The sequence below is a fragment of the Mesorhizobium sp. WSM4884 genome (assembly GCF_029625675.1).
In the GTDB taxonomy this organism is placed as follows: Bacteria; Pseudomonadota; Alphaproteobacteria; order Rhizobiales; family Rhizobiaceae; genus Mesorhizobium.
Window position 1 is genome coordinate 1 of sequence record NZ_JARTVO010000004.1, and the last position, 25,381, is coordinate 25,381.

The following is a 25,381-nucleotide window of genomic DNA, read 5'->3' on the forward strand; positions in this document are numbered from 1 at the left end:
CATGATCTCAAGCGGCTTTCCAGCACCAACGGCAACTGCGGCTCGCGTTTTCATCAGGCATTCCTCCCAAGGCAGTCTTCAAAGTTTCGGCTTATGGCAGGCTGCCAGGCCTGCCCGGCGAGGCATGTACCGCCTGCCGTTTATCATGCGCCCGCCGCCACTTTATCGGGTTCGAGGATGGCGGCCAACGTCCCTTGCGACGTTTTTCGGCGCGGTTTCCGCAATCGGTATCGGGCGCCGAGGCCAGGGGCTGCAGACACTTGAGACGCGCTGGAATTGCCCATAAAACTTGACGGCTTCGCCGGAGGAACGACATCCGAATGTTCAAGAAGATCCTGATCGCCAATCGCGGCGAGATCGCCTGTCGCGTGATCAAGACTGCGCGCAAGATGGGGATTGCCACGGTGGCGGTCTATTCGGACGCCGATCGCGATGCCGTGCATGTCGAAATGGCCGACGAGGCCGTGCATATCGGCCCTTCGCCCGCCGCGCAGAGCTACCTCGTCCTCGAGAAGATCGTCGCCGCCTGCAAGGAGACCGGCGCCGAAGCGGTGCACCCGGGCTACGGCTTCCTGTCGGAGCGCGCCTCCTTCTGCGAGGCGTTGGAGAGGGAAGGCATCGTCTTCATCGGCCCGAAGCCCAAGGCGATCCGCGCGATGGGCGACAAGATCGAATCGAAGAAATTCGCGAGCCAGGCCAAGGTCTCGACCGTGCCGGGCTGGCTGGGCGTCATCGAAAATGCCGACCATGCCGAAAGGATCGCCGGCGAGATCGGCTACCCGGTCATGATCAAGGCCTCGGCCGGCGGCGGCGGCAAAGGCATGCGCATCGCCTGGAGCGAGGCGGAAGTGCGTGACGGCTTCGAGCGTGCGCGCTCGGAAGCGAAAAGCTCCTTCGGCGACGACCGGGTCTTCATCGAGAAGTTCGTCGTCGATCCGCGCCATATCGAGATCCAGGTGCTGGCCGACGCGCATGGCAACGCGGTCTATCTCGGCGAGCGCGAGTGCTCGATTCAGCGCCGCAACCAGAAGGTGGTCGAGGAAGCGCCGTCGCCGTTCCTGGACGCCAAGACGCGCAAGGCCATGGGCGAGCAGGCGGTGGCGCTGGCGAAAGCCGTCGACTACCAGAGCGCGGGCACGGTCGAGTTCATCGTCGACAAGGACAAGAACTTCTATTTCCTTGAAATGAATACGAGATTGCAGGTCGAGCACCCGGTGACCGAACTCGTCACCGGGATCGATCTGGTCGAGCAGATGATCCGCATTGCCGCAGGCGAAAAGCTCGGCATCAGGCAGAGCGACGTGAAGCTCAACGGCTGGGCGGTGGAAAGCCGTCTTTACGCCGAGGACCCTTTCCGCAACTTCCTGCCCTCGATCGGCCGGCTGACGCGCTACCGTCCGCCGCAAGAGGGCACGTCCGGCGATATCGTGATCCGCAACGATACCGGCGTCACCGAAGGCTCCGAGATATCGATGTTCTACGACCCGATGGTGGCGAAGCTCTGCACCTGGGCGCCGACGAGGCTGGCGGCGATAGATGCGATGTCCGAGGCGCTGGACAGCTTCGTCGTCGACGGCATCGAGCATAACATCCCGTTCCTGGCGGCGCTGATGCAGCATCCGCGCTGGCGCGAGGGGCGGCTGTCGACCGGCTTCATCGCCGAGGAATATCCGGACGGCTTCGCGCCGGTCGAACCGGACGGCGAGGAAAGGGCGGTGTTCGCAGCGATTTCCACTGCGATCGAGTTGCTGCGCCGTGACCGGCTCGACCGCCTCAGCGGCCGGCTGGCGCCGCATTCCGGCCATCTCAAGCGCGACTGGGTGGTGAAGATCGGCACGGATTATCTTTGCGCCAACATCGTCGACGGCATGGTTTCGATCCCGATGGAGGTCGATCTGTCAATCGATGGCGGCAAGCCGCTGACGGTCGCCTCCGACTGGCGGCCGGGCGACGCGATCTGGCATGGCACGGTCAACGGCAACCGGATCGCGGCGCAGGTCCGGCCGGTGCTGAACGGTCTTCGCATCGCCTGGAAAGGCATGTCGGTGACGGCGCGCGCCATGCTGCCGCGCACGGCGGAGCTGGAAAGGCTAATGCCGGAAAAGCTGGCGCCGGACACCTCGAAAATGCTGCTCTGCCCGATGCCTGGCCTCGTCGTGTCGATAGCCGTCGCGGAAGGACAGGAGGTCAAGGCCGGCGAGACGCTGGCCGTGGTCGAGGCGATGAAGATGGAAAACGTGCTGCGCGCCGAGCGCGACCTCACCGTGGCGAAGCTCAATGCCAAGCCGGGCGACAGCCTGGCGGTCGATGCGGTGATCATGGAATTTGCCTGACGGGCTTTGCTGTGCACAGGCGAAGGCTGGACTCGCATGGCGCGCTTGCGGACAATACATCTCACCCGAATGTTGAGTCCTTTCGAGCGACACGAGCCCCATGGCGGATGAACGACTTCCACGCGACCCGTTGCAGCGCGAGGCAGCGGTAAAGGCCGCTCAACCGGAAACGCCGGTGCGGGCCTTCATCCATCTGCGCGTGCATTCGGCCTATTCGCTGCTCGAGGGCGCCTTGCAGCTCGGCGCCATCGTCGGACACGCGGTCAAGGACGAAGCGCCGGCGATCGCGGTGACCGACACCAACAATCTGTTCGGCGCGCTCGAATTCGCCCAGAAGGCTGTCAAGGATGGTGTCCAGCCGATCATCGGCTGCCAGATCGATCTCGCTTTTTCCGGCGAAACGACCGACGCCCAGCGCGACCGCCGCCGGCATGGCCCCGAGATGTCGCCGATCGTGCTGATCGCCGCCAGCGAGGCCGGCTATGCCAACTTGGTTCGGCTGATCAGCAAAGTTTATCTGGAGACGCCGCCCGGCGAGCCCGTGCATCTGACCAGCGCCATGCTGGAAGGCCATTGCGATGGTTTGATCTGCCTGACCGGCGGCCCGCGCGGCCCGATAGGCAGCGCGCTCAAGGCGGACCGCCGCGACCTTGCCGAGCAGCGGCTGCTCTTCCTCAAGGGCCTGTTCGGCGACAGGCTCTATGTCGAGCTGGAACGCGTCGCCGGCTATGACCGCATGGTCGAGAAGTCGACGGTCGACCTTGCCTACACCCACGAATTGCCGCTGGTCGCAACCAACGAGGCCTTTTTCTCCAAGCGCGAAGACTATGAGGCGCATGACGCGCTGATCGCGATTGCCGAAGGCTCGGTGGTGGCCGCCGACAACCGCAGGCGGCTTTCGCCGGACAATTTCCTGCGCAGCCAGGCCGAGATGGCGCGGCTGTTCTCGGACCTTCCGGAAGCGATCGACAATACGGTCGAGATCGCCATGCGCTGCGCCTACTATCCGAAGAACCGCAGCCCGATCCTGCCGCGTTTCACCGGCGCCGACGCCGCCGACAAGGACGCGGCCGAGAAGGCGGAAGCTGCGGAACTCGCACGCCAGGCGCGCGAGGGACTGGAGGCGCGGCTTGCCAAGCACGGGCCAACGCCCGGCTATACGGTGGAGCAATATCGCGAGCGGCTCGAATTCGAGCTCGGCATCATCGAGAAGATGAAGTTCCCCGGCTACTTCCTGATTGTTGCCGACTTCATCAAATGGGCAAAGGCGCAAGGAATTCCCGTCGGGCCGGGCCGCGGTTCGGGCGCCGGCTCGCTGGTCGCCTATTCGACCACCATCACCGACATCGACCCGCTGCGCTTCTCGCTGCTGTTCGAGCGCTTCCTCAATCCGGATCGCGTGTCGATGCCGGACTTCGACATCGACTTCTGCCAGGACCGGCGCGAGGAGGTCATCCGCTACGTCCAGCAGAAATACGGCCGCGACCAGGTCGGCCAGATCATCACCTTCGGAACGCTGCAGGCGCGCGCCGTGCTGCGCGACGTCGGCCGCGTGCTGCAGATGCCCTACGGCCAGGTCGACAAGCTCTCCAAGATGGTGCCGCAGAACCCGGCCAATCCGGTCAAGCTGGCGGATGCCATCGCCAACGAGCCACGTTTCGCCGAGGAGGCGGAGAAGGAGCCAATCGTCCAGACGCTGCTCGACACGGCGCAGAAGCTCGAAGGCCTCTATCGCCATGCCTCGACGCATGCCGCCGGTATCGTCATCGGCGACAGACCTTTGTCCGAATTGGTGCCGATGTATCGCGATCCGCGCTCGGACATGCCGGTCACCCAGTTCAACATGAAATATGTCGAGCAGGCGGGGCTGGTTAAATTCGACTTCCTCGGCCTGAAGACGCTGACCGTGCTGGAAACGGCGGTGAAGCTCATCCGCCGTCGCGGCGTCGACATCGACCTCGCCCGCATTCCGCTCGACGACAAGGACACCTACGCCATGCTGTCGCGCGGCGAGGTGGTCGGCGTGTTCCAGGTTGAAAGTGCAGGCATGCGCAAGGCGCTGATCGGCATGCGGCCGGACTGCATCGAGGACATCATCGCGCTGGTCGCGCTCTACCGCCCTGGCCCGATGGAGAACATCCCGACCTACAACGCCAGAAAGCATGGCGAGGAGGAGATGGCCTCGATCCATCCCAAGATCGATCATCTGGTGAAGGAGACGCAAGGCGTCATCGTGTACCAGGAACAGGTGATGCAGATCGCGCAGGAGCTTTCCGGCTATTCGCTGGGCGAAGCCGATCTCCTGCGCCGCGCCATGGGCAAGAAGATTCGCGCCGAGATGGACAAGCAGCGCGAGCGCTTCGTCTCGGGCGCGGTCGAGCGCGGCGTTGCCAAGCCGCAGGCCGACTTCATCTTCGACCTCTTGGCCAAATTCGCCGACTACGGCTTCAACAAGTCGCACGCCGCCGCCTACGCCGTCGTTTCCTACCAGACCGCCTATCTCAAGGCGCATTACCCGGTCGAGTTCCTGGCGGCGTCGATGACGCTCGACATGAGCAACACCGACAAGCTGGCCGATTTCCGCCAGGACGCGCTGCGCCTCGGCATCGAGGTGGTGGCACCGTCGGTGATGACGAGTTTCCGGCCGTTCGAGGTCGGCGAGAACAAGATCTTCTACTCGCTGGCGGCGCTCAAAGGTGTAGGCGACGCGGCGGTCGAGCACATCGTGGCCGTGCGCGGCGAAAAACCATTCAAGAGCCTCGCCGATTTCTGCGAAAGGGTCGATCCGAAGATCGTCGGCAAGCGCGTCTTCGAAAGCCTGATCATGGCCGGCGCGCTGGACTGCTTCGGGCATGATCGCGCCGTGATGATGGCCGGCGTCGAGCGGATGATGGGCCTGGCCTCGCTGGCGCAGCAGAACGCCATCTCCGGCCAGGCCGACATCTTTGGCGCCTCGCTTGGGAGCCAGTCGCAGGCGCTCAACCTGCCGGCAACCGACCCGTGGCTTGCCGCCGACCGGCTGCACCGGGAATTCCAGGTGGTCGGCTTCTATCTCTCGGCGCATCCGCTCGACGAGTACAAGGCCGCGCTCGAGAAGATGCGCGTCCAGAACTGGGCGGAATTCTCGGCCGCGGTGAAGCGCGGCGCCGCAGCCGGCCGGCTCGCCGGCACCGTCACCACCAAGCAGGAGCGCAAGACCCGCACCGGCAACAAGATGGGCGTCGTGCAGTTTTCCGACACGACCGGCCAGTACGAGGCCGTGCTTTTCTCCGAAGGCCTGGCGCAATATCGCGACATGCTCGAGCCCGGCCGTTCCGTGGTGATCACGGTTTCGGCGGAAGACCGGCCGGAAGGGATCAATCTGCGCATCCAGACGGTGCAGTCGCTGGAGGACGAGGCAAGCCGCATCCAGAAGGCGCTGCGCATCTTCGTGCGCGACGCCCAGCCGATCAACATCCTCGCCAACCAGCTTGCCGTGAAGGGCGAGGGGCAGGTGAGCTTCGTGCTGATCAAGGAAGCCGGCCAGGGCGAGGTCGAGATCGAGCTGCCCAACCGTTACCGCATCTCGCCGCAGGTCGCGTCGGCCATGCGCGCGGTGCCGGGTGTGGTGGAAGTGGAACTGGTGTAGAGGATAGTTCTGGGCGTCGCCGCTGAGGCTAACGTTTTAGCCTGTTTGCCAAGTCGCACTTCCTGCAACTCGGTCGACGATATCCCCGCCAATGGTTTCGGCAGGCTGTGGCGTAGCCGCCGGCAGAGCTTGGCCACGTATTTTTTGCGAAAACTCGATTTCCGGCGACTACAATAGGCTGCGGGACGACAAACGGTGCCTTTGCGACCTCCCACGTCGTCCACATTAAAGCACGTCGCGCTGAAACGGATTCAGGCGGCGCGCTTTTAAGTCCTTGTTTTGATGCATGTCGTTCTCCCAAAACCGCTGCGCACTTTTGGGCGACATGCATTAATACTGTAATAAGGATGCCCATCTACTTTGCCCATCGGTCCCACTTTGCGTGTGGTTTAGCAAAATGTTAGCGTGAGGCGTCTTTGGGGATGGCGATGGGGAATCTGTTGACTATCGCAGATAGTCGGAACGTTCTGCTTTCGGTCGTTGCGCCCTGCTACAACGAGAGAGCCGGAATAGAAGAGTTCTACCGCCGGGTAACGGCGGCTTGCGAGCAGCAACGGGCCGACTACGAAATTGTTCTCGTCAACGACGGTTCCACGGACGGAACCCGTGAGGCGATTTTCAGCCTTGCCAAGCGAGATCAACATGTGATCGGGATCGATCTCGCGCGCAACTATGGCCACCAAATCGCACTGACTGCGGGGCTAGAGTTCTGTCGCGGCCAACGCATTCTAATTCTCGATGCCGACCTGCAGGATCCTCCCGAACTGCTCGACCGCATGATGGCCAAGATGGATGAGGGCTACGATGTCGTCTACGGCCAGCGCCAAGAGCGGGAAGGCGAGAGATGGTTCAAGCTCGCCACGGCTTCGCTATTTTACCAAATTCTGACAAAACTTTCGGACGTGCCGATCCCGGCGAACACGGGCGATTTCAGGCTAATGAGTCGCCGAGCCCTGGATCATTTGAATGCGATGCCGGAGCGCTTCCGATTCATTCGAGGAATGGTGAGTTGGATCGGCCTGCGCCAGTGTGCCCTCCCTTACAAGCGCCATGGCCGGTTTGCTGGTGAGACCCACTATCCGCTGCGCAAGATGGTGATCTTCGCCATCGACGCGATGACAAGCTTCTCGGTGAAGCCACTACGGTTCGCTTCGCATCTTGGCTTGGCCTTCGGGCTGCTCGGGTTTGCACTGCTTATCTACACTATATTCGCCTGGGCCGCCGGCGAGGTGTTACCGGGCTGGACCAGCCTCGCTTCTATCATGCTTATACTGGGGAGCATCCAGCTCTTGGTACTGGGCATTTTCGGCGAGTATCTCGGGCGCATGTACATGGAGACCAAGCGGAGGCCGCTGTTCATCGTCAATGAAATTGCCTCGCTAGCCCCGGACGAAATCGGACAAGCTCAACGCGCCGACACGCAACACAAGGCAGCCGCGCATGGATGATTCAGAATTCGATCGCTTCGCGGATGAGTATCATCAACAGCACGCGGCGAGCATCCGGCTCAGCGGAGAGGCTCCCGAATTCTTTCATCGCTACAAGATTAGAGATGTGGCTGAAAAGCTCAGCGAGGCGGGTATCGCTCCAAAGAGAATCCTCGACTTCGGTGCGGGTGTTGGGAACTCACTTGGGCCGATGCTCGAGGCCTTTCCCAAGGCAAGCATAGTGCTGCTCGACCCGTCCGCGCGCTCACTGGAAGTGGCGCGCGGACGCTATCCTGGACAGGCGGAGTTTCGACAGTTCGACGGGCAAAGAATCCCCTTCGACGATGGGACATTCGACCTGGTTTTCGCAGCCTGCGTGTTTCATCACATTCCGGGGAGCCTGCATATCCCATTGTTCATTGAGATTCGCCGTGTAATGGCGTCCGGAGCAAGCTTCTTTATATTTGAGCACAATCCGCGCAATCCTTTGACCAGGAAAGCGGTCCATGACTGCCCATTCGATGAGAATGCTGTGCTGATCTCAGCGGACGAGTTGAGCGATCGCCTCAGGGCTGCGGGGTTTGCAGGCCACAACATTTCCTATCGAATTTTCTTTCCACGGTTTTTGAGTCCGCTCAGAAGGTTAGAGCGGTTACTTCGAGGGGTGCCCTTTGGAGCACAATACTTCACCCACGCAATCAAGCATTGACCGATTGCAGCCTCTGCGCTTTGGCGTGGCTGGTGTGGCCAACACCGCCCTCGGTTATACAGTCATTCTCCTCGGGCTTGCCGTGGGACTCGGCGATGTTGTTTCCAACGCTCTCGGATACGCGGTAGGACTCGCGCTTAGCTATGCGCTGAACAGCCGATGGACTTTCAGACGAGACGGCTCGGCAAAGCGGCTTGCGGTGCTCAAGTATTTCTTGACGTTCGTTGTCGCCTATTCGGCAAATCTCGCGATCATTCTTTATGCCCAAGCGAACGGACAGGGCGGAAATCCTGCTGTCCATCTCGTGGCCATCAGCGTCTACACCGCTCTCTTCTATTTAGGGTCGGCGACGTTTGTTTTCGGCACCCGAAAGGCGACTACGCGTCGCTACTGGCCGGAAGGCCTGGTGGCGATCTCACTCGTTGTCAGTTGGGCCCTGATGCTCAGGATACCGCTTTCGCATGATGTCATTTGGCAAATGTGGATTGCCAGGCAACTGATCGGTGGAGCAAAACTCTACGTCGATGTTCTAGAGTTGAATCCGCCGCTTTGGTTCTGGATGGGGGTTCCCGTCGAGCGCATGGCTCAGTTTTTCGGGGTGACCACCGGGGCTGCAGTCGTAACAGCAGTTGTGAGCTTCGTAGCGATCGCCGTGACGGCGGTCGGTGCAATGATATCGGATGAGAGCACCGACCGGCGAGCGCTCTTGTTGAGTGCGGCTGCCGTTTCGATGCTCCTCATCCCACTGGCCGACTTTGCGCAGCGCGAGCACTTGGCGCTGATCGGCGCATTGCCGTATGCCATCCTCATTGCGCGGCGAGCGGACGGTGCCGCGGTGTCGTTCGCGGTAGCCGCGGTAGTTGGTGCTCTTGCTGCGGTCAGCTTCGCTCTGAAGCACTATTTTCTTCTCGCGCCGCTTCTGCTGGAACTGTGGCTCATATTCCGGCTACGGCGGGCCTGGAGGCCTTTGCGACCGGAAACGATGGTGTTGGGGGTCGCGGCTGCAGTCTATGCCGTCGCTCTATTGGTCCTTACCCCAGAATATCTCCGGACCATCGTGCCAATGCTCCAGGTGGCTTACGACGGCTATAATAGCCGTTTTCTGGCGCAACTGCTCACTCCGTATGTTGTCATTTGGGGATACTCGGCGGTTGTCTTCGTGCACTACAGGAAGCATGTGTCATCTGTGTCGCTTGCGGCAGGCTTGGCAGCGGCTGGATTTGTCCTGGCATATTTCGTGCAGCAGAAGGGATTTCGGTATCACGCGATACCGGCGACCGGACTTGCTTTCTTCGGACTCTGCACAATGTTGGATTTCCGTGAGCGCGCAGTTGCCTCAGCGATCCGACGGGCAGTGATCGTGGCCGTGGCGTCAATGCCGGTTCTTCTGGCGGCTTATGTAGGTCCCTATAGCAATCTCAACCAAGAGCCGATCCTAGCATTGCTCCAAAAGACCAAACCGGGTTCTCCCGTGCTCATGCTTACCGCAAATCCAAGCAACATTTGGCCCATGATCGAGGACCGGGGCTTGGTGTGGCCGTCGAGGCACTTCGCCTTCTGGATGACGATCGCGATGGCGAAGCAGTTGAAAACGACTGGTGGGCTGTCGCCTGCGCTGCAAGTGCTGGCCGACGATGTCCGGACCCAAACGGTCGATGATCTCATGTGCAACCCGCCTGACATGATCCTCGTGGATGATCTCAGTAGGTCGAAGGCTGGAACTTTCAATCTCGTCGATTTCTTTAGCGAGAACGAGGATTTTCGCCAATTTTTCTCTCACTATGATCGAGGCGAAGTGTCCGAAAATTTCACCGCATACACAAAGCGCGAAGGATGGCAGCCCGAGAAGAAGCCAAACGTGTGCAGGAAAATATCCTGACTGAGGCTAGGTTGAAGTCGGCATTGCGCAACAGCTCGGGGCGGAGCGTTGCTGCTGCCGGCGGGTTCGTACGCCGGCCATTTCAAATCCGGCAGCGACAGTTCTCTGTTTGCCGACGTCTACGATTGAACCGATGATCGATCGACGAGGCGGTTACGCAGTCGTGTCGACGTCAGCCAGCCCATCGAAGCGACCGAACCAGACAACTGAAGCGCGTCGCGATTTTTCAGGTCCGCTCCAAGCGTTTTTGCGTTTTTGATTTTACGCATGTCTTTGTCCCGAAATCAGTTCCCACTTTTGGGACACATGCTCTCTGGCTAAGAAGTGGCGACCTCCGCAGGCCGCGGCGCTTTGCGCTGCAGGTTGAGCAGGTTGCCGGCCAGGATCAGCGCGGCGCCACCGGCGGTGAAGACGTCGATCTGTTCATGATAGAGCAGCCAGCCGATCAGCGCCGACAGCGGCACGCGCAGGAAATCCATCGGCGAAATGACGGTCGCATCGGCGTGGCTGAGCGCGCGGGCCATGCAGAAATGCGAAGACATGCCGGTAAGGGCGACCACGAATATCGACGGCCAGAGTTCGGCCGCCGGGCTGCGCCAGACGTAGAGCGCCGGAACGAGGCCGACTGCGGACTGGATGATCAGCATCCAGAAGATGATGCGCACGACGCTGTCGGTGCGCGTCAGCGACTTGACCATGACCACCGAGACGCCGAAGCACATCGCGGCGCCAAGCACGACGAGGTGGCCGGGATCGATGGAGCCGACGCCCGGACGCACGATGATCACCACCCCGATCAGCCCCAGCACGATCGCCGTCAGCCTTGGCCGCGACAGCCTTTCGCCGAGAAAGCTCACCGCCAGGATCGCGGTCCAGATCGGGGTCGTGAACTCGATCGAGATCAGTACGGCCAGTGGAATCAAGGTCAGCGCATAGAGCCAGGCGGCCTGGCCGGCATAATGAACGACGTTGCGCGCGAGGTGGGCGAGCGGGCGCTCGGTGCGCATCGCCTTGAAGCCGCCGCTTGTCATCACCAGCGGCAGCAGGATGAAAAAGCCGATCACCGAACGCAGCTCCAGCACCTGGAAGACATTGAGCGTGGCCGTCGCGGTGCGCCCGGCGACCGACATCGCCAGGAACGAGGCGATCGACAGCGCCATCCAGAGGGCGGCCTTGGTGATCGAGGGAGCGGGTGCCATGGCGCTATTTCGCAAGCCGGACCTTCGACCGCAACCGCTAGTCGACGCATTCGACTGGGCCAGTCCGGGCCGCGTCGGGGGCGGCGTTAAAAAACAGTCACGATGAAGGCGGAACCTGCGGCCATCGCAGGCGTTCGAGTCGTCATATTCGCAGCCTTTCGATGCTGGGGGAGATTCCGATGAAATCGATCATGTTGTGTCTGCTCGCCGGCTGCCTGACGGCGGCGACGGACGCACGTGCCGACGATGCCGATTTCCTGCGCTCGTTCCAAGGCAGCTTCGCCGGCAGCGGCACGCTCAAGGTCAGCGCCAATGCGCCGACGGTGAATATCTCGTGCACCTTCAAATCCGGCGCCACTTCGACCTCGCTGTCGCTCGACGGCAAATGCCGGGGTCTCATCCTGATGACGCGTGAGATCAGCGCGGATCTGAAGGCGACCGGCGGGGGCTTTAGCGGCGTCTATATCGGCTCGCGGACCGGGCCGGCACAATTGAACGGCAGCCGCTCGGGCAACGCGCTCAATCTCGGCATCCGCTGGGCAAAGGAGGTCAATGGCGACCGCAAGGCGCAATTGACTGTGGCAAAGACCGGCAGCGACGGCATGCGGCTGACGGTGACCGACACAGATCCGAAAACCGGCAAGACCATGGTAACGAGCCGGATCGACCTGAAGCGCAGCTGACCACCGCCGCACTGCCGGCCGGTCTCACTCCTCGATCGGCTCTGGCGGATTGGCGCTGCGGCCTTTGCCGAACGTATAGCCGGTCTCGACGGCCTTTCTGCCGAACTTGTCGCGCAGCTCGTCGATTGCCGTTTCGGCCAGCGCGCGCTTGCGCGACTGGAGGTCGACCAGATCCGGCGGGTCGGCCTTTTCGTCGTCGGACAGATCGCTGACGCCGATGCCGAGCAGGCGGAATTTCGTGCCGTCGGCCTCGCGACGCAACAGGTCGAGCCCGGTCTGGAAGATGCGGTCGGCCAGCCGGGTCGGGTCGCCGAGCTGGCGGTTGCGGGTACGGAGCTTGAAATCCTGCGTCTTCAGCTTCAGCACCACTGTGCGTCCGGCAATGCCGGATTTCTTCAGCCGCGCCGAGACTTTCTCCGACAAGCCGCGCAGCACCGGCGCAAGTTCCGCCAGGGAGCCGATATCGTTGTCGAAAGTGGTTTCGGCCGACACGCTCTTGGCGTCGCCATTGGGGTCGACGCGACGGTCGTCCTCGCCGCGCGAAAGTCGGTAGAGCCGGTCGCCCATCACGCCGTAGCGGCGCATCAGCTCGCCGCGCTCCATGCGCTGCAGCTGGGCGATCATGCGGATGCCGTCGCGCTCCAGCGTCGCGGCCAGCGCCTTGCCGACGCCCCAGATCATTGTCACCGGCTGCGCTGCGAGGAAGCTTGGCGCTTCGGCTTCGCCGATGACCGAAAAGCCGCGCGGCTTGCGGAAGTCCGACGCGATCTTGGCCAGGAACTTGCAGTAGGAGAGGCCAGCCGAAACGGTGATGCCGAGTTCGCTTTCGACGGTCTGCGCGAAGCGGGCCAGCACAAGCGCCGGCGGCATGCCGTGCAGCCGCTCGGTGCCGGCGAGGTCGAGAAACGCCTCGTCGATCGACAGCGGCTCGACCAGCGGCGTCAGCGCCTGCATCAGCGCGCGCACCTGGCGGCCGACGCCGACATATTTTTCCATGTTGGGCGGAATGACCACGGCTTCGGGGCAGGCCTCGAGCGCCTTGAACATCGGCATAGCCGAGCGCACGCCGTGGATGCGGGCGATGTAACAGGCGGTGGAGACGACGCCGCGCCTGCCGCCGCCGACGATCACCGGCTTGTCCTTAAGCGCGGGATTGTCGCGCTTTTCGATCGCCGCGTAGAAGGCGTCGCAGTCGATATGGGCAATGTGCAGCCGGTAGAGCTCGGGATGGCGCACGAGCCGCGGACTGCCGCAGCGCTCGCAGCGGCGCGTCTCGCTGCGCTGCAACGCCAGGCAGTCGCGGCAAAAACCGTGTTCGGGATTATTGACAGGAGCCGCCATCGCTGCGAACATAAAGAGAACAAACGCAATGGTACGACAGCGCAGGGCCGGCAACAAGCTTGGCCTGGGGAGAATGCATGAGCACGACCATAGCACCGCTGACGCCTGAGCGCTGGGTCGACTTCGAGGACCTCTTCGGCAAGCAGGGCGCCTGTTACGGCTGCTGGTGCACGCATTTCCGGCTGACGCCGGCGGAGCGCCGCGCCAGCGACCGCGAGCGCAACAAGGACCACATCAAGGCGCGCATCGAAGCCGGTCCGCCGCCGGGGCTTCTGGCTTTCGAGGACGGCAAGGCGGTCGGCTGGATGCAGATCGGCCCGCGCGCCGACGTGCCCGAATGGAACAATCAGGGCAGGGGCTCGGCGCCGGTAGATCCTGCCGATGCCGGCGATCCGAACGTCTGGGCGATCTCCTGCTTCTTCATCCGCGTCAAGGCGCGGGGCAGGGGCATCACGCACCGCCTCGTCGACGGCGGCATCGCCTTTGCCCGCGAAAACGGCGCCAGGCTGCTGGAAGCCTGCCCGATCGACCTGTCGCGCGATTCGCGCTCGATCGGGCTGTTCGTCGGCTCGTCGCGGGTGTTCGAGAAGGCCGGGTTCGAGAGGCTTCTCGAGCGCAAGCCCGGCAGGCCGCTGATGCGGCTGGTGCTTTAAGTCGTCTTGCGGCCGTGATGGTATCTTTCTACCAATGGATGATTTTGCATCCATGATCGAATGGGGGGCGAGTAATGGGGATTCAAGTGAAGCGCATTTTACCGTTTGTTTTGGCTCTTGTATTCGGCATGCCGGCCTGGGGGCAGAGCGTCGACAGCAACGGCGCGAAGCAACTGTCCGATGATTTGTCCCGCTATATCGGCAGAAAGGCGCTCGATAGCGGAATCCTGAAGGTATCGGTCGATGGCGACGCCTATCGGATCGCTTTCGACTTCGACGCGCTCCTTAAGATGAAGCCCAGCAAGGACGCTCTAACGTTCAATCTTGCGCCCTTTGCGGTGCTGGTCAAACCACGCGGTGACGGAAGCTGGAGCGTTTCGTCTGATTTGGTGCCCAACGCCTTCTTCGATGTCGCGGGACCGCAAGGCGTGCGGTTCTCGGTCTCCGGTGCGGCATTCAGCGGCGCGTACGATTCCGAATTGGCTGCGTTCACCAGCGGCGCCAGTTCGATGGCCGGCATGAAAGTGATATCGAGGGATCCCGAGGAACCGATGGACCTGAGCATCGGCGCCGGCACGTCGACCTTGAGCGCCAGCAAAGCCGCGAGCGGCGGCGTCGATTTCGCCATAAAACAGACGATCGCCGACTTCGTCGAAACGGCCACCGTCGACGCAGGTGGGACGGGGCCGAAAGTGCCGGTCACGACGAAGGCGCCGAAAGTGTCGGTCGAGTTGACCGGGAATGGCGTGCGTACGAAGGCGCTCCTTGATCTTCTCGGTTTTGCCGTCGCCAATCAGGACGAAGCATCACTGAAGGCCAATCAGGCTCAGCTCAAATCATTGCTGACAAGCGCATTGCCCCTATGGGAGCGCCTGGAAGAGTCCTATCACTTTGAGGGTCTCAGCTTCGCAAGCTCAATGGGTAATTTCGAGCTCGCGGATTTGAGCGCAACGACCGGCATCGACGGAATCTCCAGCAACGGGAGGATCGACTATCGGATCAAGGCAACCGGCTTGACCGTTCCCCAGCATCTTCTGCCAGGCTGGAGTGTCCCGCTGCTGCCCACCGATGTCGAATTGAGCTTCGGCGGCGCCAATATCGATCTCGACAGCATGGCGAGGGAGGCGATCGAAGCCTTTGATCTCAATAAGGATCCGCCGCTGTCGGATGAATTCGGCGAAGCCCTGGTCGCCGATTTCATGGCCAAAAACCCGAAGATTGTGCTTCGGCACAGCACAGTGAAGAACGGTGACGTCGAAGTCGCAATGGAAGGAGAGATGACGTTCCCGGGCAAGAAGCCGGATACGGCGATGATTGTGGACGTCGCGGGCTACGAGAAGATCGTGCAGGCTGTTCAAGCAGCCGCCAAGACCGACCCTCAGGCAGCTCAGGTTTTCCCGGCTGCGCTCGCCATTAAGGGATTTGCCAAAACGCTGCCGGACGGCCGGCTGGAATGGGCGATTGATGTCAAGGGTGACGGCTCGATCATCGTCAACGGCGCCATGCTGAAGCCGGCCGATGCCGTTCAGGACGACCGCGGTATAATCGACCCGAATGATGCCACCGTGCAGGATGATGACTCGGGCGAGAACGACAATGGCGGGGCAGGGGCGAAACTGCAGCCCTGAGCGCGTGCGCTAAAGCCCGAGAGCGCCCGCGATCTTCGGCGCAGCCTCGCGCCAGTTGTCGACGGCGGTGATGTCGTCGGGCGTCGGCGGCAGGAAGGCGCGCAGCGCATTGTCGGCCATCAGGTGGAAGAGGTGCGCGTCGGCGACCGAGTCGCGCGCCGACATCAGATTGGAGGGCTGGTCGTCGACGAAGGCGACGGGCCTGCCCTTGACGCCACGCAACTTGGCGATGGCCGGTCCTTTGGCCATTTCCGTGGTCAGCAGCGGGTAGTTCAGGCCCAGCGCGTCGAGATGTGAGCGGCGCACGGCACGATGCTTGTGCGGCATCGCGGTCAGGAGCACGATCTCGGCGCGCCGCCCGAGCGACGCCAGCGCTTCCGCCGCACCGTCGGTGATGCTTTGCCAATCGGCCTGGGCGTCGAAGAAGTCGCCGAGAAGGGCCGTGACCTCGGCCTGCTCGATCAGCCGGCCGGACACCGTCTCGGCGATGTTGCCGGTGAGGCGGAAGGAGGCGAGCGTCAGCCGGAAGCCGCGCGTCTTCAGGAAATGCGGAAAGGGCCGGACGAATTCGAGCACGACGTCGTCGACGTCTAGCACCAAGAGCGGCCGGTCGTCGGCGGCAAGCTCCTCGATCTGGCGCGCGGTTTCGGGATCGTCGCTCATGTCGAGCGCTCGTGATCGTCATTGCCGAGCGGCAGCGCTCGCAAGGCCTTGCCGACGGCGGTCGGCGGCGTGCCGGTCTCCTCGGCGAAGCGCAGGAGCGTCGGCTCATGGGCGAGGACGAACTGCAGCACGCCGGCAAGGAAGCCCGGCTCCTCAGCCGCCTTGCGGATCGAGTTCGCCTCGATCCCGGTGATCGCCAGGAAGCGGGGCAACAGCTCCGGATCGCCGGCGATGAAGCCCAGTGCCCTGACGGCAAGGGTTTCCGCCTCCTCGCGCATTGACGCTGCGTTCGCCATCGCTACCTTTGCTGATGTGGATTTTTGAGTCTTCCATCCGAAGTAATGGCAAGCGTCGCCTGCGGCAAGCCTCAGCCGCTTCAGCCCCTGCACCCGCAAGCGGAATCGGTGTGCTTTTCCAACGGCCGATTTGCGTTTCGTCAATGATATTGACGTAAGGTACGTGCGGGTTGGGTGCGATCCGGCAAGGACGCATGACGGCGGTCTTCGGTTCCGGGGACAGTCGGGACGGGAAGTTGATGGCTAAGAAGGTCATGATCGTCGAGGACAATGAGCTCAACATGAAGCTCTTTCGGGACCTCATCGAAGCCAGCGGTTACGAGACGGTTCGCACACGCAACGGCCTGGAAGCGCTTGATCTCGCGCGCCAGCATCGGCCGGACCTGATCCTCATGGACATCCAGTTGCCCGAGGTTTCGGGCCTCGAAGTGACCAAATGGCTGAAGGAAGACGACGAATTGCATTCTATCCCGGTCATCGCCGTCACCGCCTTCGCGATGAAGGGCGATGAGGAGCGCATCCGCCAGGGCGGTTGCGAGGCCTATATCTCCAAGCCGATCTCGGTGCCGCGCTTCATCGAGACGATCAAATCCTATCTGGGCGATGCCTGATGCCGAGCCGGAGCCTTTGAAATGACCGCGCGGATCCTCGTCGTCGATGACATCCCCGCCAATGTGCGGCTGCTGGAGGTTCGGCTGCTCGCAGAATATTTCGAGGTGCTGACGGCCGGCAACGGCCCGGATGCGATCGAGACGTGCGAGAACGGCAAGGTCGATGTCGTGCTGCTCGACGTGATGATGCCGGGCATGGACGGCTTCGAGGTGTGCAGGCGGCTGAAGAGCGACCCGGCGACCTCGCATATCCCGGTGGTCATGATCACCGCGCTCGACCAGGTGTCCGACCGTGTGCGCGGCCTCGAGGCCGGCGCCGACGATTTTCTAACCAAACCGGTCAACGATCTGCAGCTGATGACGCGAGTGAAGAGCCTGGTCAGGCTGAAGTCGCTGACCGACGAATTGCGGCTGCGCGCCTCGACCACGCGCAACATCGGCATCGAGGAACTTTTGAGCCGCAACTTCGCCACGGAAGACACCAAACCCAGGGTGCTGCTGATCGACGAGCGCAAGTCGTCGATCGAGCGCATCCGCAAGATGCTGCGCGGCAGCGCCGAGCTCGACGTCGCCACCGATCCGAATGCCGGCTTCTTCCAGGCCGCCGAAACTTCCTATGAGTGCGTGCTGATCTCGACGGCCTTCACCGATTTCGATCCGCTCAGGCTCTGCTCGCAACTGCGCTCGCTCGACCGCACCCGCTTCCTGCCGATCATCCTTTTGGCCGATGAGGGCGAGGAGGGGCGCATCATCCGCGGCCTCGAGCTCGGCATCAACGACTATCTGACGCGGCCGATCGACCAGCACGAGCTGACGGCGCGCCTGCGTACGCAGGTGCGGCGCAAGCGCTACAACGACCAGCTGCGCGCCAGCGTCACCCAAACCATCGAGATGGCGGTGACCGACGGGCTGACCGGGCTGCACAACCGCCGCTACCTCGACAGTCATCTGCAGACGCTGTTCGACCGCGCCGTAGCGCGGCGGCGGCCGCTGTCTGTGATGATCACCGATCTCGACCGCTTCAAGTCCATCAACGACGCTCACGGCCATGACGGGGGTGACGACGTGCTGCGCGAGTTCGCGCGGCGGCTGCGCAAGAACGTGCGCGGCATCGACCTCGCCTGCCGGTTCGGCGGCGAGGAATTCGTCGTGGTCATGCCCGACACCGATGGGCTCGTCGCCGAGAAGGTGGCCGAGCGAATCCGCGCCGAGATCGCACAGGTGCCCTTCGCCGTCGGGACCGACGGCAAGACGATCGACGTGACGGTCAGCGTCGGCGTGTCGTCGGTGCTGAAGGGATCTGATACGGTCGCGGCGCTGATGAAGCGTGCCGATCTTGCGCTCTACGAAGCCAAGAGCGGCGGCCGCAACCGGGTTGTCGCCAAGGCTGCCTAGGCGCGTCGCGCTGAACGGATTTGGGCGACGCGATTTAGGTCTTTTGATCTATGCATGCCGTTTTCTCAAAACCGCCACATACTTTTGAGCGACATGCGTTGGTGGAAGCAGCGAATATCGGATCATCCAGCAAGGTTAGGAATTTACCTTAACCCAAGCGATTCGCCAGCCGTGGTTAAGAAATGGTTGATTTTCATACGTTCTTGCGCAAATCTGCGTCGCATAGACCGAAGACGAAGCCGGCACGAGGGTAGACTGCCCGGCTCGATCCGAAAAATACCCCATGATGCTCAGGTCCGCCGCATCTCCTGGGTCCGTGGGGTCGGCCGGCCGGCGCTGGCACATAGTGGCCTCCTCGTACCGCTGCCAACCGCCGACCGGCCCCCATTTCCCCGCAAATATGTTCAACCTCGCGCACGAACGGGCTGGAACCATTTTCGCCGTGGGCTCTCGGCCATGGGCAGGAACGGCCCATAGATCCGTTGGCTCGTTCCGGTGCGCGGCGGTCTAAAGCGCGTCGCAATCTTTCAGATTCGCTCCATGCGCTTTAGGTTTTTGATTTTGCGCATGTCTTTGTCCCGAAACCGGTTCCCACTTTCGGGAGACATGCTTTAACGGCCAGTCGCAGTGCTCATCGCGTCGTCATCGCAGGGTTTCCGCGACGCTACTTCGCGGCTGCTCCGCCCTGGGATGAAACGAACGCTGAATCTTGGTAGCCAGACCAAACAAAAACGCCGCCCAGTGGGCGGCGTTTCGGCATTTCCAGGATGACCAGATTACTTGATCTTGGTTTCCTTGAACTCGACATGCTTCTTGGCGATCGGGTCGTATTTGCGGAACGACAGCTTGTCCGTCTTGGTGCGGCTGTTCTTGCTGGTCACGTAGAAGAAACCGGTGTCGGCGGTCGACAGAAGCTTGATCTTGATGTTTGCGGCTTTGGCCATAATGTTCGTCCGTTAATGTTCGTGGAGTTTTGGCCGCTGGAGCACGGGGAAACACCCGGACGCGGGAAACTTGGCGCGACACATAAAGAACGCGCCCGGAAAGTCAAGCCCGCCAGGGCTTTCGCGATCGTTCGGTTCGGGTGCCACCGCGGGTTATGGAAGTATGGACGGCTGATCGATCACCCAAAGCCAAGTCCCGTCGCCTTGCCGGTGGGCAATTTCCACAGTCACCGTGCCATCGGGAAGCCGCGTGGAGGTGAGCGCCAAATCTCCGTTGACGATGGCCGGACGCTGATCTCCAAGCTCAAACCTTTGCCCCGCGGCCACCAGCTTGGCGTAGAAGCTGCGGATGGCGTCCCTGCCGCGCGCCAACTGTGCGCCGCCGGTGTGGAGGACGGCATCGGGCTCGTAGAGAGCCGCCATGCCTTCCGCATCTCCTGCCTGCTGGCGAGAAACCAACAGCCGCGCCAGATCCTGAGGGTCGTATGCAGGCTTACGGATAGCCTCGTCACTCATGGCGCGACTTCGTTCATCGGGCGATTTCCCAGTTCCGGCATCACTCCGCCGCGACCTTCCAGTCGCCGGTCGTGTTCCACCAGCGGTTCGGATTGGCTCGATCGTCGAGGCCCTTGGAACGGCTGGCCAGCAGCGGCTGGATGCGGATGACCGGCTCCTCGTAGGAGTGCGCCTGGAATATGGCCTCGGCGACGCGCGCCGCAAGCGCCTGGTCGTCCGGCAGTTCGAACGACACCTCGACCGTGCCCGGCCGCCGGCGCAGCTCGATCTCGGCACTCGCGGCAGCACCTTCCAGCGTCCGGTAGCGCTCGATGCCTTGCGCCGACTGATAGGCGTTGCCGTCATATTTGCCCATGCGCAGCGGCGTGATCGCCACGACCGCCTCCATGATGCGCTCGACATCGGCCGCCGGCGCCTGGAAGCTGACAAGCAGAAGCAGTTCCATCCTGAGGGATTTGGTTTCAAAGCCGCTGTCGATCATTGCTCTATCCTCGCTCTTCCTGCGTTGGAGCGAGGTATAGCAGGGGTCCTGCTGACACGGTGATGTCAGCACGCCAAATCTTCGGCGGACATTTTCCGCTAGAGAATCTTTCGCACCAAACGGACGCAGACCAGCAGCATATAGGCGGCAAAGAACAGAGCCAGCGACCAGCCGAAGCCCGAGGGGCCGAAGGCATCCATGCCGATGCCGATCGCCTGCGGGCCGATCACCATGCCGACACCGTAGCAGAGCACGAACGCGGCGTTGGCGGAGGCAAGCTCATGACCGGAGAGCTGCGAGCCGAGATGCGCGAGGCCGATCGTGTACATGGCGGCGACCACGCCGCCCCAGACGAACAGAAGTGCCGCCATCAGATGCCAGTTCTGGGCGAAGAATGGCATGAACACGGTGCCCGCGAGACCGACCGTGGCGCAGGCCAGAAGCAGGTAGCGGCGGTCGGAGACGCGGTCGCTGATCATGCCGATCGGGATCTGCAGGAGCACATTGCCGAGGCCGATCATGGTGAGCAACAGCGCGGCGTCGGCCTCCGAATAGCCGATGCGGTTGCCATAGACCGGGAACAGCGAGAAGCCACCGGTTTCCACGGCGCCGAACACCAGCACGGCGAAGGTCGCGGTCGGCACCATCCAGATATAGCGCAGGAAATGGCTGGTCTCGCCGTCGGCGACGATCGCTGGGCTCTCGTTGCGGGCCGCCAGAACCGGAATTGCGGCGAGCGTCACCAGCGCGATGGTGACGCCGAACGGCAGGAAGCCGCTCGAGCCGAGATGGGCGAACAGCCAAGGACCGGCGGCGAAGCCCAGCGACAGCACCGTGGCGTAGATGCCGAGCACGAGGCCGCGCCGATGCGGCGGCGCCGAGGTGCTGATCCAGAATTCCGACAGGATGAAGAGCACCGTCAGCGAGATATGCAGCGCGACGCGGAGCGGAAACCACATCCAGAAGTCCGGCGCGAAATGGAAGCCGACGAAGGCAAGCGCGCCGGCGGCAATCATCAACAGCATGGTCCAGGCGACGCCGAGCCGCGTGGCAAGCGGCGTGGCGAGCGGGGCTCCGGCGATCGAGGCGAGGCCGGCGACCGCCGTGTTGAGGCCGATCATCGAGGCCGAGTGGCCGCGCGTTTCGAGGATGACGCTGAGCAGCGGCATGCCGAGGCCGATGGCGATGCCGACCACGCTGATCGAGGAGATCGCCGCGATCATCGGCAACCAGTGTACGCGTTCGTCGCCCTTTTGCTGGGTATCGACCGTCATGGGATATGGATGCTCTACTTCTAAAGGACTTCGCGGACGAAGCGGTTTCGGATGAGCCGGAAGAACGGCACGGCACCGCCAGGGCGTAGCAAGGGATCGTGGGCGAGCCGTTTTTCCAGTTCTTCCAGGATCATGCGGGTAATGTCGGGAATATCGGCCTTGCGCGCCTCGGCGAGCGGCAGCCAGACGAGCTCTTCCAGCTCGTTGGTCGGACCGCCGCCCGGCAATTCCACGGCGACGCCCTCGCGCCAGGCGCTGAAGAAGCGCGTGTCGAAGCGGCGTACGCGGTTGGGCGGGGTGATGGCGCGGGCGATGAAGCGCAGGGCGTCCAGCGACGGCGTCACGCCGTGTTCGACGAAACCCTGCCAATCGCGCTTGGCGGTCGCAAAGGGACGCTTGCGGCCGATCAGCAGGCCGGCTTCCTCGTAAGTCTCGCGGATCGCCGACAAGGCGATGGCGCGTCCCCGCGCGGCGCTCGCGCGGCCAGGGCCGCTGGCGAGCCTTGCCTCGTCCTCGCGATGCAGCGGCGCAGCCACCGGAATGCGGCTGTCGGCGGGATCGGTGCGGCCGCCGGGGAAGACGAATTTGCCTGGCATAAAGGCATGCCCGGCATGGCGCCGGCCCATCAAAACCAGAACGTCGCTGCCGCTGCGGTCAAGCAGGATCAAGGTTGCGGCGTCGCGCGGGCGAAGCGGCCGGCCGCCGTGCACGGCCAAGCCTTTATCGAGCTTGTCGACATCCGCCTTGGTCATTCCTTCCATGCGCTCGACCTAGCGGAAACTTCCTGAATGCGAAAGTGGCTTGCGTGTTCGGGCCTTTGCACCAGCCCCGGACGAAAAGTCGCTACCGGAGGAGCTCCGGGGAAACCACGCGCAGCGGCTTTCCATCCGGAACTGTGTAAAAACAAATGCTTAGAGATGGTCGTTGTTTCTGTCAAAGGCAGAACCGCTGCAAGCTTAGGAATGCGGTTCAAACTCGTCCTTCTCGCCGCCGAAGCCGTGCATATAGAGCGCCCATTGCAGGCCGATGACGGCGCCTTTGACCGGCTGCAACAACGCGACGGCCAGACCAAGGGTCAGCGGCACCCAGATCAGCGCGTGCTGCCACAGCGTGAGCGTCGAAGTCGCCTCCACGCCCATGAAGGCGCCAACCACGATGTGGCCGACGATGACGATCACCAGATAGGCGGGAAGATCGTCGGCGCGGTGGTGATGCAGCTCCTCGCCGCAAACGCTGCATTTGTCGACGGACTTGGTGAAGGCATAGAACAGCTTGCCTTCGCCGCAATGCGGGCAGCGGCCAAACAGGCCGCGCTTGATCGCCGTCCACAGTGGGCGTGCGACGTGGCCCGAATGATGCTCGCCACCGAAAACCTGTTCTTCCATGCCCAATTCTTTCGGCATCATCTTCTCCTGCCGCGTGGCCCGAAACGCGACTGCGACGCGCGGGCGCGGCCCTTGGCCTTGTGGAACGACCGTCGCGAGCCAGGCAGCGGCTTCGGGTCGGTCAGCATCTCGAAACGCATCGCGCCGGCCATAGGGGCGACCTCGAGCAGCCGCACCTCGACGCGGTCGGCCAGCTGATAGCCCTTGCCAGTGCGTTCCCCAAACAGCGATCGAGCGGTTTCGTCATAGATATAGTAGTCGCCGCTCAAACTTGACACCGGGATGAAACCATCCGCGCCATATTGCGGCAATTGGACAAAGAGTCCCGCCTTGGTGACGCCGGAGATGCGCGCGTCGAAGGTATCGTTGATGCGCTCGGCGAGATAGGCGGCGATCAGCCGGTCGACCGTGTCGCGTTCGGCGGCCATGGCACGGCGTTCCGTGGCAGAGATCAGCGCTGCGACCTCCTCCAGCCGATCGGCCTCCTGTTGTGCCAGTCCGCCGGGACCGAGGCCGAGCGCGGCAATCAGTCCGCGATGCACGATGAGGTCGGCGTAGCGGCGGATCGGCGAGGTGAAATGCGCGTAGCGCCTCAGGTTGAGACCGAAATGGCCGATGTTCTTCGGCGAATATTCGGCCTGGCTCTGCGAGCGCAGCACCACTTCGTTGACCAGCGCCTCGTTGTCGGCGCCGCGCACGCGCTCCAGGATGCCGTTGAACTGTTCCGGCCGCATCTGCGCGCCGCGTGCCAGCGACAGGCCGAGCGTATGCAGGAATTCCCGCAGCGATTCCTGCTTGGCCAGCGAAGGCGCGTCATGGATGCGAAAAACGAGAGGCTCCTTCTTGCCTTCAAGCGTCTCGGCGGCCGCGACATTGGCCTGGATCATGAACTCTTCGATGAGCTTGTGGGCGTCGAGGCGCTCCGGCACGACGACACGGTCGACGGTGCCGTCGCCCTTGAGAAGGATCTTGCGTTCCGGCAGGTCGAGCTCCAGCGGCTGGCGGGCGTCGCGGCCGCGCTTCAGCACTCCATAGGCATCCCACAAGGGCTTCAGAACGCTATCGAGGATCGGCCCGGTCTTGTCGTCCGGTGCGCCGTCGATTGCCGCCTGCGCCTGCGGGTAGGCGAGCTTGGCCGCCGACTTCATCATGACACGGTGGAAGGAGTGCCTGAGCTTGCGGCCGTCCGCGGAGAAAATCATGCGCACGGCGATGGCCGGCCGATCCTCGCCTTCGCGCAATGAGCAGAGGTCGTTGGAGATGCGCTCCGGCAGCATCGGCACGACGCGGTCCGGGAAATAGACCGAATTGCCGCGCTTCAACGCCTCGCGGTCGAGCGGCGTGCCGTAGCGGACATAGGCCGCGACGTCGGCGATCGCCACGGTGGCGATGATGCCGCCGGGATTCTTCTCGTCGGTGTCCGGCGTGGCGAAGACCGCGTCGTCATGATCCTTGGCGTCGGCCGGATCGATGGTGACCAGCGGCAGGTCGCGCCAGTCCTCGCGACCGTCAAGCGTTGCCGGTTTCATCGCATCGGCTTCGGCAATCACATCGGCCGGAAAGACGTGTGGAATGTCGTGGGCGTGGATGGCGATCATCGAGACCGCCTTCTCGCTGGTCAGCGAGCCCAGCACCGCCAGCACCTTGGCGCGCGGCAGGCCGTAGCGCGAGGCGCGGGCCGGTTCGACCTCGACCAGGTCGCCGTTTTTGGCGCCGTTCTGGAATTCCTTGTCAACGATGAGCTCGGGCTGGCGCCGCTCCACCGGCTCGATCCGAAAGCTGCCGTCCTTCAGCGCGCGGAAGACGCCGAGCACCGCTTCGCTGCGCTTCTCGAAGACCTTCATCACCCGCCCGGTGTAGGCGGGGCCGCCATGGACGGCAGTTGCATCGTCGGTCGGGAAGGTCTTGGCGAGCACGCGGTCGCCGACGCCGGGTACGGGGCCGCTGGCGCCGCGCGAAATGCGGATGGCAATGACGGGCGGCGAGCCGGGACCGGTATATTCGCTCGGATTGGCCAGCAGCACGCCGTCGGCGTCGCGACCGACAATGTCGAGCACGGCGACATGCGGCACGGCGCCGGGTCGGGTGTGGCGTTTGCGGTCCTTCGTCAGCAGGCCCTCGTCCCGCAAGTCGCGCAACAGGTCCTTCAGCCAGATGCGGTCCTCGCCGCGCAACGCGAAAGCCTTGGCGATCTCGCGCTTTCCGGAGCGATCGGGATTCTCGGCGATGTAGCGCAGGATTTCGTCACGCGAGGGCCGGTAGTCGTCCTTGACACTGGCCCTGGTGTCGGCGCTGCGCGGATCGCCGTGGCTTCTTCCGGAGATCCTGCGCGCCAC

At 62.9% G+C, this 25,381-nt stretch carries 22 protein-coding genes; 10 read left to right on the forward strand and 12 right to left on the reverse strand.

Features of this window, described 5'->3' with window-relative positions; all coding sequences use genetic code 11:
* Positions 1-320: 320 nt before the first annotated feature.
* The 5 genes from P9236_RS07350 (at position 321) to P9236_RS07370 (ending at position 9,976) form a co-directional block, all read left to right on the forward strand.
* A complete protein-coding gene (locus P9236_RS07350; protein ID WP_278073951.1) occupies positions 321-2,333 on the forward strand; it encodes an acetyl/propionyl/methylcrotonyl-CoA carboxylase subunit alpha in 2,013 nt (670 codons plus the stop codon).
* A gap of 100 nt (positions 2,334-2,433) precedes the next feature.
* The gene (dnaE, locus tag P9236_RS07355; protein ID WP_278073952.1) at positions 2,434-5,961 is read left to right on the forward strand and encodes a DNA polymerase III subunit alpha; all 3,528 of its coding nucleotides are present in this window, start codon (positions 2,434-2,436) and stop codon (positions 5,959-5,961) included.
* A gap of 428 nt (positions 5,962-6,389) precedes the next feature.
* A complete protein-coding gene (locus P9236_RS07360; RefSeq protein WP_278073953.1) occupies positions 6,390-7,409 on the forward strand; it encodes a glycosyltransferase family 2 protein in 1,020 nt (339 codons plus the stop codon).
* Positions 7,402-8,097, forward strand: coding sequence for a class I SAM-dependent methyltransferase (locus P9236_RS07365; RefSeq protein ID WP_278073954.1), 696 nt, complete (start codon positions 7,402-7,404; stop codon positions 8,095-8,097). Before P9236_RS07360 ends, P9236_RS07365 begins: the two co-directional genes overlap by 8 nt.
* Positions 8,098-8,101: 4 nt before the next feature.
* Positions 8,102-9,976: a GtrA family protein gene (locus P9236_RS07370; protein ID WP_278073955.1), complete on the forward strand. Its 1,875-nt coding sequence runs from the start codon at positions 8,102-8,104 to the stop codon at positions 9,974-9,976.
* A gap of 119 nt (positions 9,977-10,095) precedes the next feature.
* Here P9236_RS07370 and P9236_RS07375 read toward each other — a convergent pair whose 3' ends face one another.
* Positions 10,096-10,245, reverse strand: coding sequence for a hypothetical protein (locus P9236_RS07375; protein ID WP_278073956.1), 150 nt, complete (start codon positions 10,243-10,245; stop codon positions 10,096-10,098).
* Between the two features lie 48 nt (positions 10,246-10,293).
* A complete protein-coding gene (locus tag P9236_RS07380; protein ID WP_278073957.1) occupies positions 10,294-11,175 on the reverse strand; it encodes a DMT family transporter in 882 nt (293 codons plus the stop codon).
* A 179-nt stretch (positions 11,176-11,354) separates the two neighbouring features.
* Between P9236_RS07380 and P9236_RS07385 the strand changes: the two genes are divergently transcribed.
* Complete coding sequence (locus P9236_RS07385; protein ID WP_278073958.1) at positions 11,355-11,858, forward strand: hypothetical protein; 504 nt, start codon at positions 11,355-11,357, stop codon at positions 11,856-11,858.
* Between the two features lie 24 nt (positions 11,859-11,882).
* Here P9236_RS07385 and P9236_RS07390 read toward each other — a convergent pair whose 3' ends face one another.
* A complete protein-coding gene (locus tag P9236_RS07390; protein ID WP_278073959.1) occupies positions 11,883-13,211 on the reverse strand; it encodes a DNA polymerase IV in 1,329 nt (442 codons plus the stop codon).
* Between the two features lie 65 nt (positions 13,212-13,276).
* On the opposite strand from P9236_RS07390, the gene P9236_RS07395 reads away from it, so the two are divergent.
* Both P9236_RS07395 and P9236_RS07400 read left to right on the forward strand, forming a co-directional pair.
* The gene (locus P9236_RS07395) at positions 13,277-13,852 is read left to right on the forward strand and encodes a GNAT family N-acetyltransferase (RefSeq protein ID WP_278073960.1); all 576 of its coding nucleotides are present in this window, start codon (positions 13,277-13,279) and stop codon (positions 13,850-13,852) included.
* Between the two features lie 74 nt (positions 13,853-13,926).
* Positions 13,927-15,480 (forward strand): hypothetical protein, encoded by a 1,554-nt coding sequence (locus P9236_RS07400; RefSeq protein WP_278073961.1) that lies wholly within the window; start codon positions 13,927-13,929, stop codon positions 15,478-15,480.
* Between the two features lie 9 nt (positions 15,481-15,489).
* Here the strand turns inward: P9236_RS07400 and P9236_RS07405 are convergent, their stop codons facing one another.
* Positions 15,490-16,143: a hypothetical protein gene (locus P9236_RS07405; protein ID WP_278073962.1), complete on the reverse strand. Its 654-nt coding sequence runs from the start codon at positions 16,141-16,143 to the stop codon at positions 15,490-15,492.
* Complete coding sequence (locus tag P9236_RS07410; protein ID WP_278073963.1) at positions 16,140-16,439, reverse strand: DUF3572 domain-containing protein; 300 nt, start codon at positions 16,437-16,439, stop codon at positions 16,140-16,142. Before P9236_RS07410 ends, P9236_RS07405 begins: the two co-directional genes overlap by 4 nt.
* Before the next feature lie 239 nt (positions 16,440-16,678).
* On the opposite strand from P9236_RS07410, the gene P9236_RS07415 reads away from it, so the two are divergent.
* Both P9236_RS07415 and P9236_RS07420 read left to right on the forward strand, forming a co-directional pair.
* Positions 16,679-17,050: a response regulator gene (locus P9236_RS07415; RefSeq protein WP_027166515.1), complete on the forward strand. Its 372-nt coding sequence runs from the start codon at positions 16,679-16,681 to the stop codon at positions 17,048-17,050.
* 21 nt (positions 17,051-17,071) lie between these two features.
* On the forward strand, positions 17,072-18,445 hold the full coding sequence (locus P9236_RS07420; RefSeq protein ID WP_278073964.1) for a PleD family two-component system response regulator: 1,374 nt from the start codon (positions 17,072-17,074) through the stop codon (positions 18,443-18,445).
* 776 nt (positions 18,446-19,221) lie between these two features.
* Here the strand turns inward: P9236_RS07420 and rpmG are convergent.
* The 7 genes from rpmG to rnr form a co-directional block, all read right to left on the reverse strand.
* Complete coding sequence (gene rpmG / locus P9236_RS07425; RefSeq protein ID WP_040995604.1) at positions 19,222-19,389, reverse strand: 50S ribosomal protein L33; 168 nt, start codon at positions 19,387-19,389, stop codon at positions 19,222-19,224.
* Between the two features lie 153 nt (positions 19,390-19,542).
* Entirely contained in the window at positions 19,543-19,905 is a 363-nt protein-coding gene (locus P9236_RS07430) for a nuclear transport factor 2 family protein (protein WP_278073965.1), read from the reverse strand.
* A gap of 40 nt (positions 19,906-19,945) precedes the next feature.
* The gene (locus P9236_RS07435; protein ID WP_278073967.1) at positions 19,946-20,386 is read right to left on the reverse strand and encodes a hypothetical protein; all 441 of its coding nucleotides are present in this window, start codon (positions 20,384-20,386) and stop codon (positions 19,946-19,948) included.
* 98 nt (positions 20,387-20,484) lie between these two features.
* Positions 20,485-21,660 carry an MFS transporter gene (locus P9236_RS07440; protein WP_278073969.1) on the reverse strand — a complete coding sequence of 392 codons (1,176 nt, stop codon included), beginning with the start codon at positions 21,658-21,660 and terminating at the stop codon, positions 20,485-20,487.
* Between the two features lie 20 nt (positions 21,661-21,680).
* Positions 21,681-22,421: an NUDIX domain-containing protein gene (locus P9236_RS07445; protein WP_278073970.1), complete on the reverse strand. Its 741-nt coding sequence runs from the start codon at positions 22,419-22,421 to the stop codon at positions 21,681-21,683.
* A gap of 195 nt (positions 22,422-22,616) precedes the next feature.
* Positions 22,617-23,063 carry a DUF983 domain-containing protein gene (locus P9236_RS07450; protein WP_278073971.1) on the reverse strand — a complete coding sequence of 149 codons (447 nt, stop codon included), beginning with the start codon at positions 23,061-23,063 and terminating at the stop codon, positions 22,617-22,619.
* Complete coding sequence (gene rnr, locus P9236_RS07455; RefSeq protein WP_278073972.1) at positions 23,063-25,381, reverse strand: ribonuclease R; 2,319 nt, start codon at positions 25,379-25,381, stop codon at positions 23,063-23,065. The genes P9236_RS07450 and rnr overlap by 1 nt, the downstream gene beginning before the upstream one ends.

Coding starts and splice junctions, on each gene's coding strand:
- P9236_RS07430 (WP_278073965.1), bottom strand. CDS start 19,905: ATGAGTGACGAGGCTATCCGTAAGCCTGCATACGACCCTCAGGATCTG.
- P9236_RS07395 (WP_278073960.1), top strand. CDS start 13,277: ATGAGCACGACCATAGCACCGCTGACGCCTGAGCGCTGGGTCGACTTC.
- P9236_RS07365 (WP_278073954.1), top strand. CDS start 7,402: ATGGATGATTCAGAATTCGATCGCTTCGCGGATGAGTATCATCAACAG.
- P9236_RS07410 (WP_278073963.1), bottom strand. CDS start 16,439: ATGGCGAACGCAGCGTCAATGCGCGAGGAGGCGGAAACCCTTGCCGTC.
- P9236_RS07435 (WP_278073967.1), bottom strand. CDS start 20,386: ATGATCGACAGCGGCTTTGAAACCAAATCCCTCAGGATGGAACTGCTT.
- P9236_RS07445 (WP_278073970.1), bottom strand. CDS start 22,421: ATGGAAGGAATGACCAAGGCGGATGTCGACAAGCTCGATAAAGGCTTG.
- P9236_RS07360 (WP_278073953.1), top strand. CDS start 6,390: ATGGGGAATCTGTTGACTATCGCAGATAGTCGGAACGTTCTGCTTTCG.
- P9236_RS07375 (WP_278073956.1), bottom strand. CDS start 10,245: ATGCGTAAAATCAAAAACGCAAAAACGCTTGGAGCGGACCTGAAAAAT.
- P9236_RS07450 (WP_278073971.1), bottom strand. CDS start 23,063: ATGCCGAAAGAATTGGGCATGGAAGAACAGGTTTTCGGTGGCGAGCAT.
- P9236_RS07400 (WP_278073961.1), top strand. CDS start 13,927: ATGGGGATTCAAGTGAAGCGCATTTTACCGTTTGTTTTGGCTCTTGTA.
- P9236_RS07405 (WP_278073962.1), bottom strand. CDS start 16,143: ATGAGCGACGATCCCGAAACCGCGCGCCAGATCGAGGAGCTTGCCGCC.
- rpmG (WP_040995604.1), bottom strand. CDS start 19,389: ATGGCCAAAGCCGCAAACATCAAGATCAAGCTTCTGTCGACCGCCGAC.
- P9236_RS07390 (WP_278073959.1), bottom strand. CDS start 13,211: ATGTTCGCAGCGATGGCGGCTCCTGTCAATAATCCCGAACACGGTTTT.
- P9236_RS07350 (WP_278073951.1), top strand. CDS start 321: ATGTTCAAGAAGATCCTGATCGCCAATCGCGGCGAGATCGCCTGTCGC.
- P9236_RS07385 (WP_278073958.1), top strand. CDS start 11,355: ATGAAATCGATCATGTTGTGTCTGCTCGCCGGCTGCCTGACGGCGGCG.
- P9236_RS07420 (WP_278073964.1), top strand. CDS start 17,072: ATGACCGCGCGGATCCTCGTCGTCGATGACATCCCCGCCAATGTGCGG.
- dnaE (WP_278073952.1), top strand. CDS start 2,434: ATGGCGGATGAACGACTTCCACGCGACCCGTTGCAGCGCGAGGCAGCG.
- P9236_RS07380 (WP_278073957.1), bottom strand. CDS start 11,175: ATGGCACCCGCTCCCTCGATCACCAAGGCCGCCCTCTGGATGGCGCTG.
- P9236_RS07440 (WP_278073969.1), bottom strand. CDS start 21,660: ATGACGGTCGATACCCAGCAAAAGGGCGACGAACGCGTACACTGGTTG.
- P9236_RS07415 (WP_027166515.1), top strand. CDS start 16,679: ATGGCTAAGAAGGTCATGATCGTCGAGGACAATGAGCTCAACATGAAG.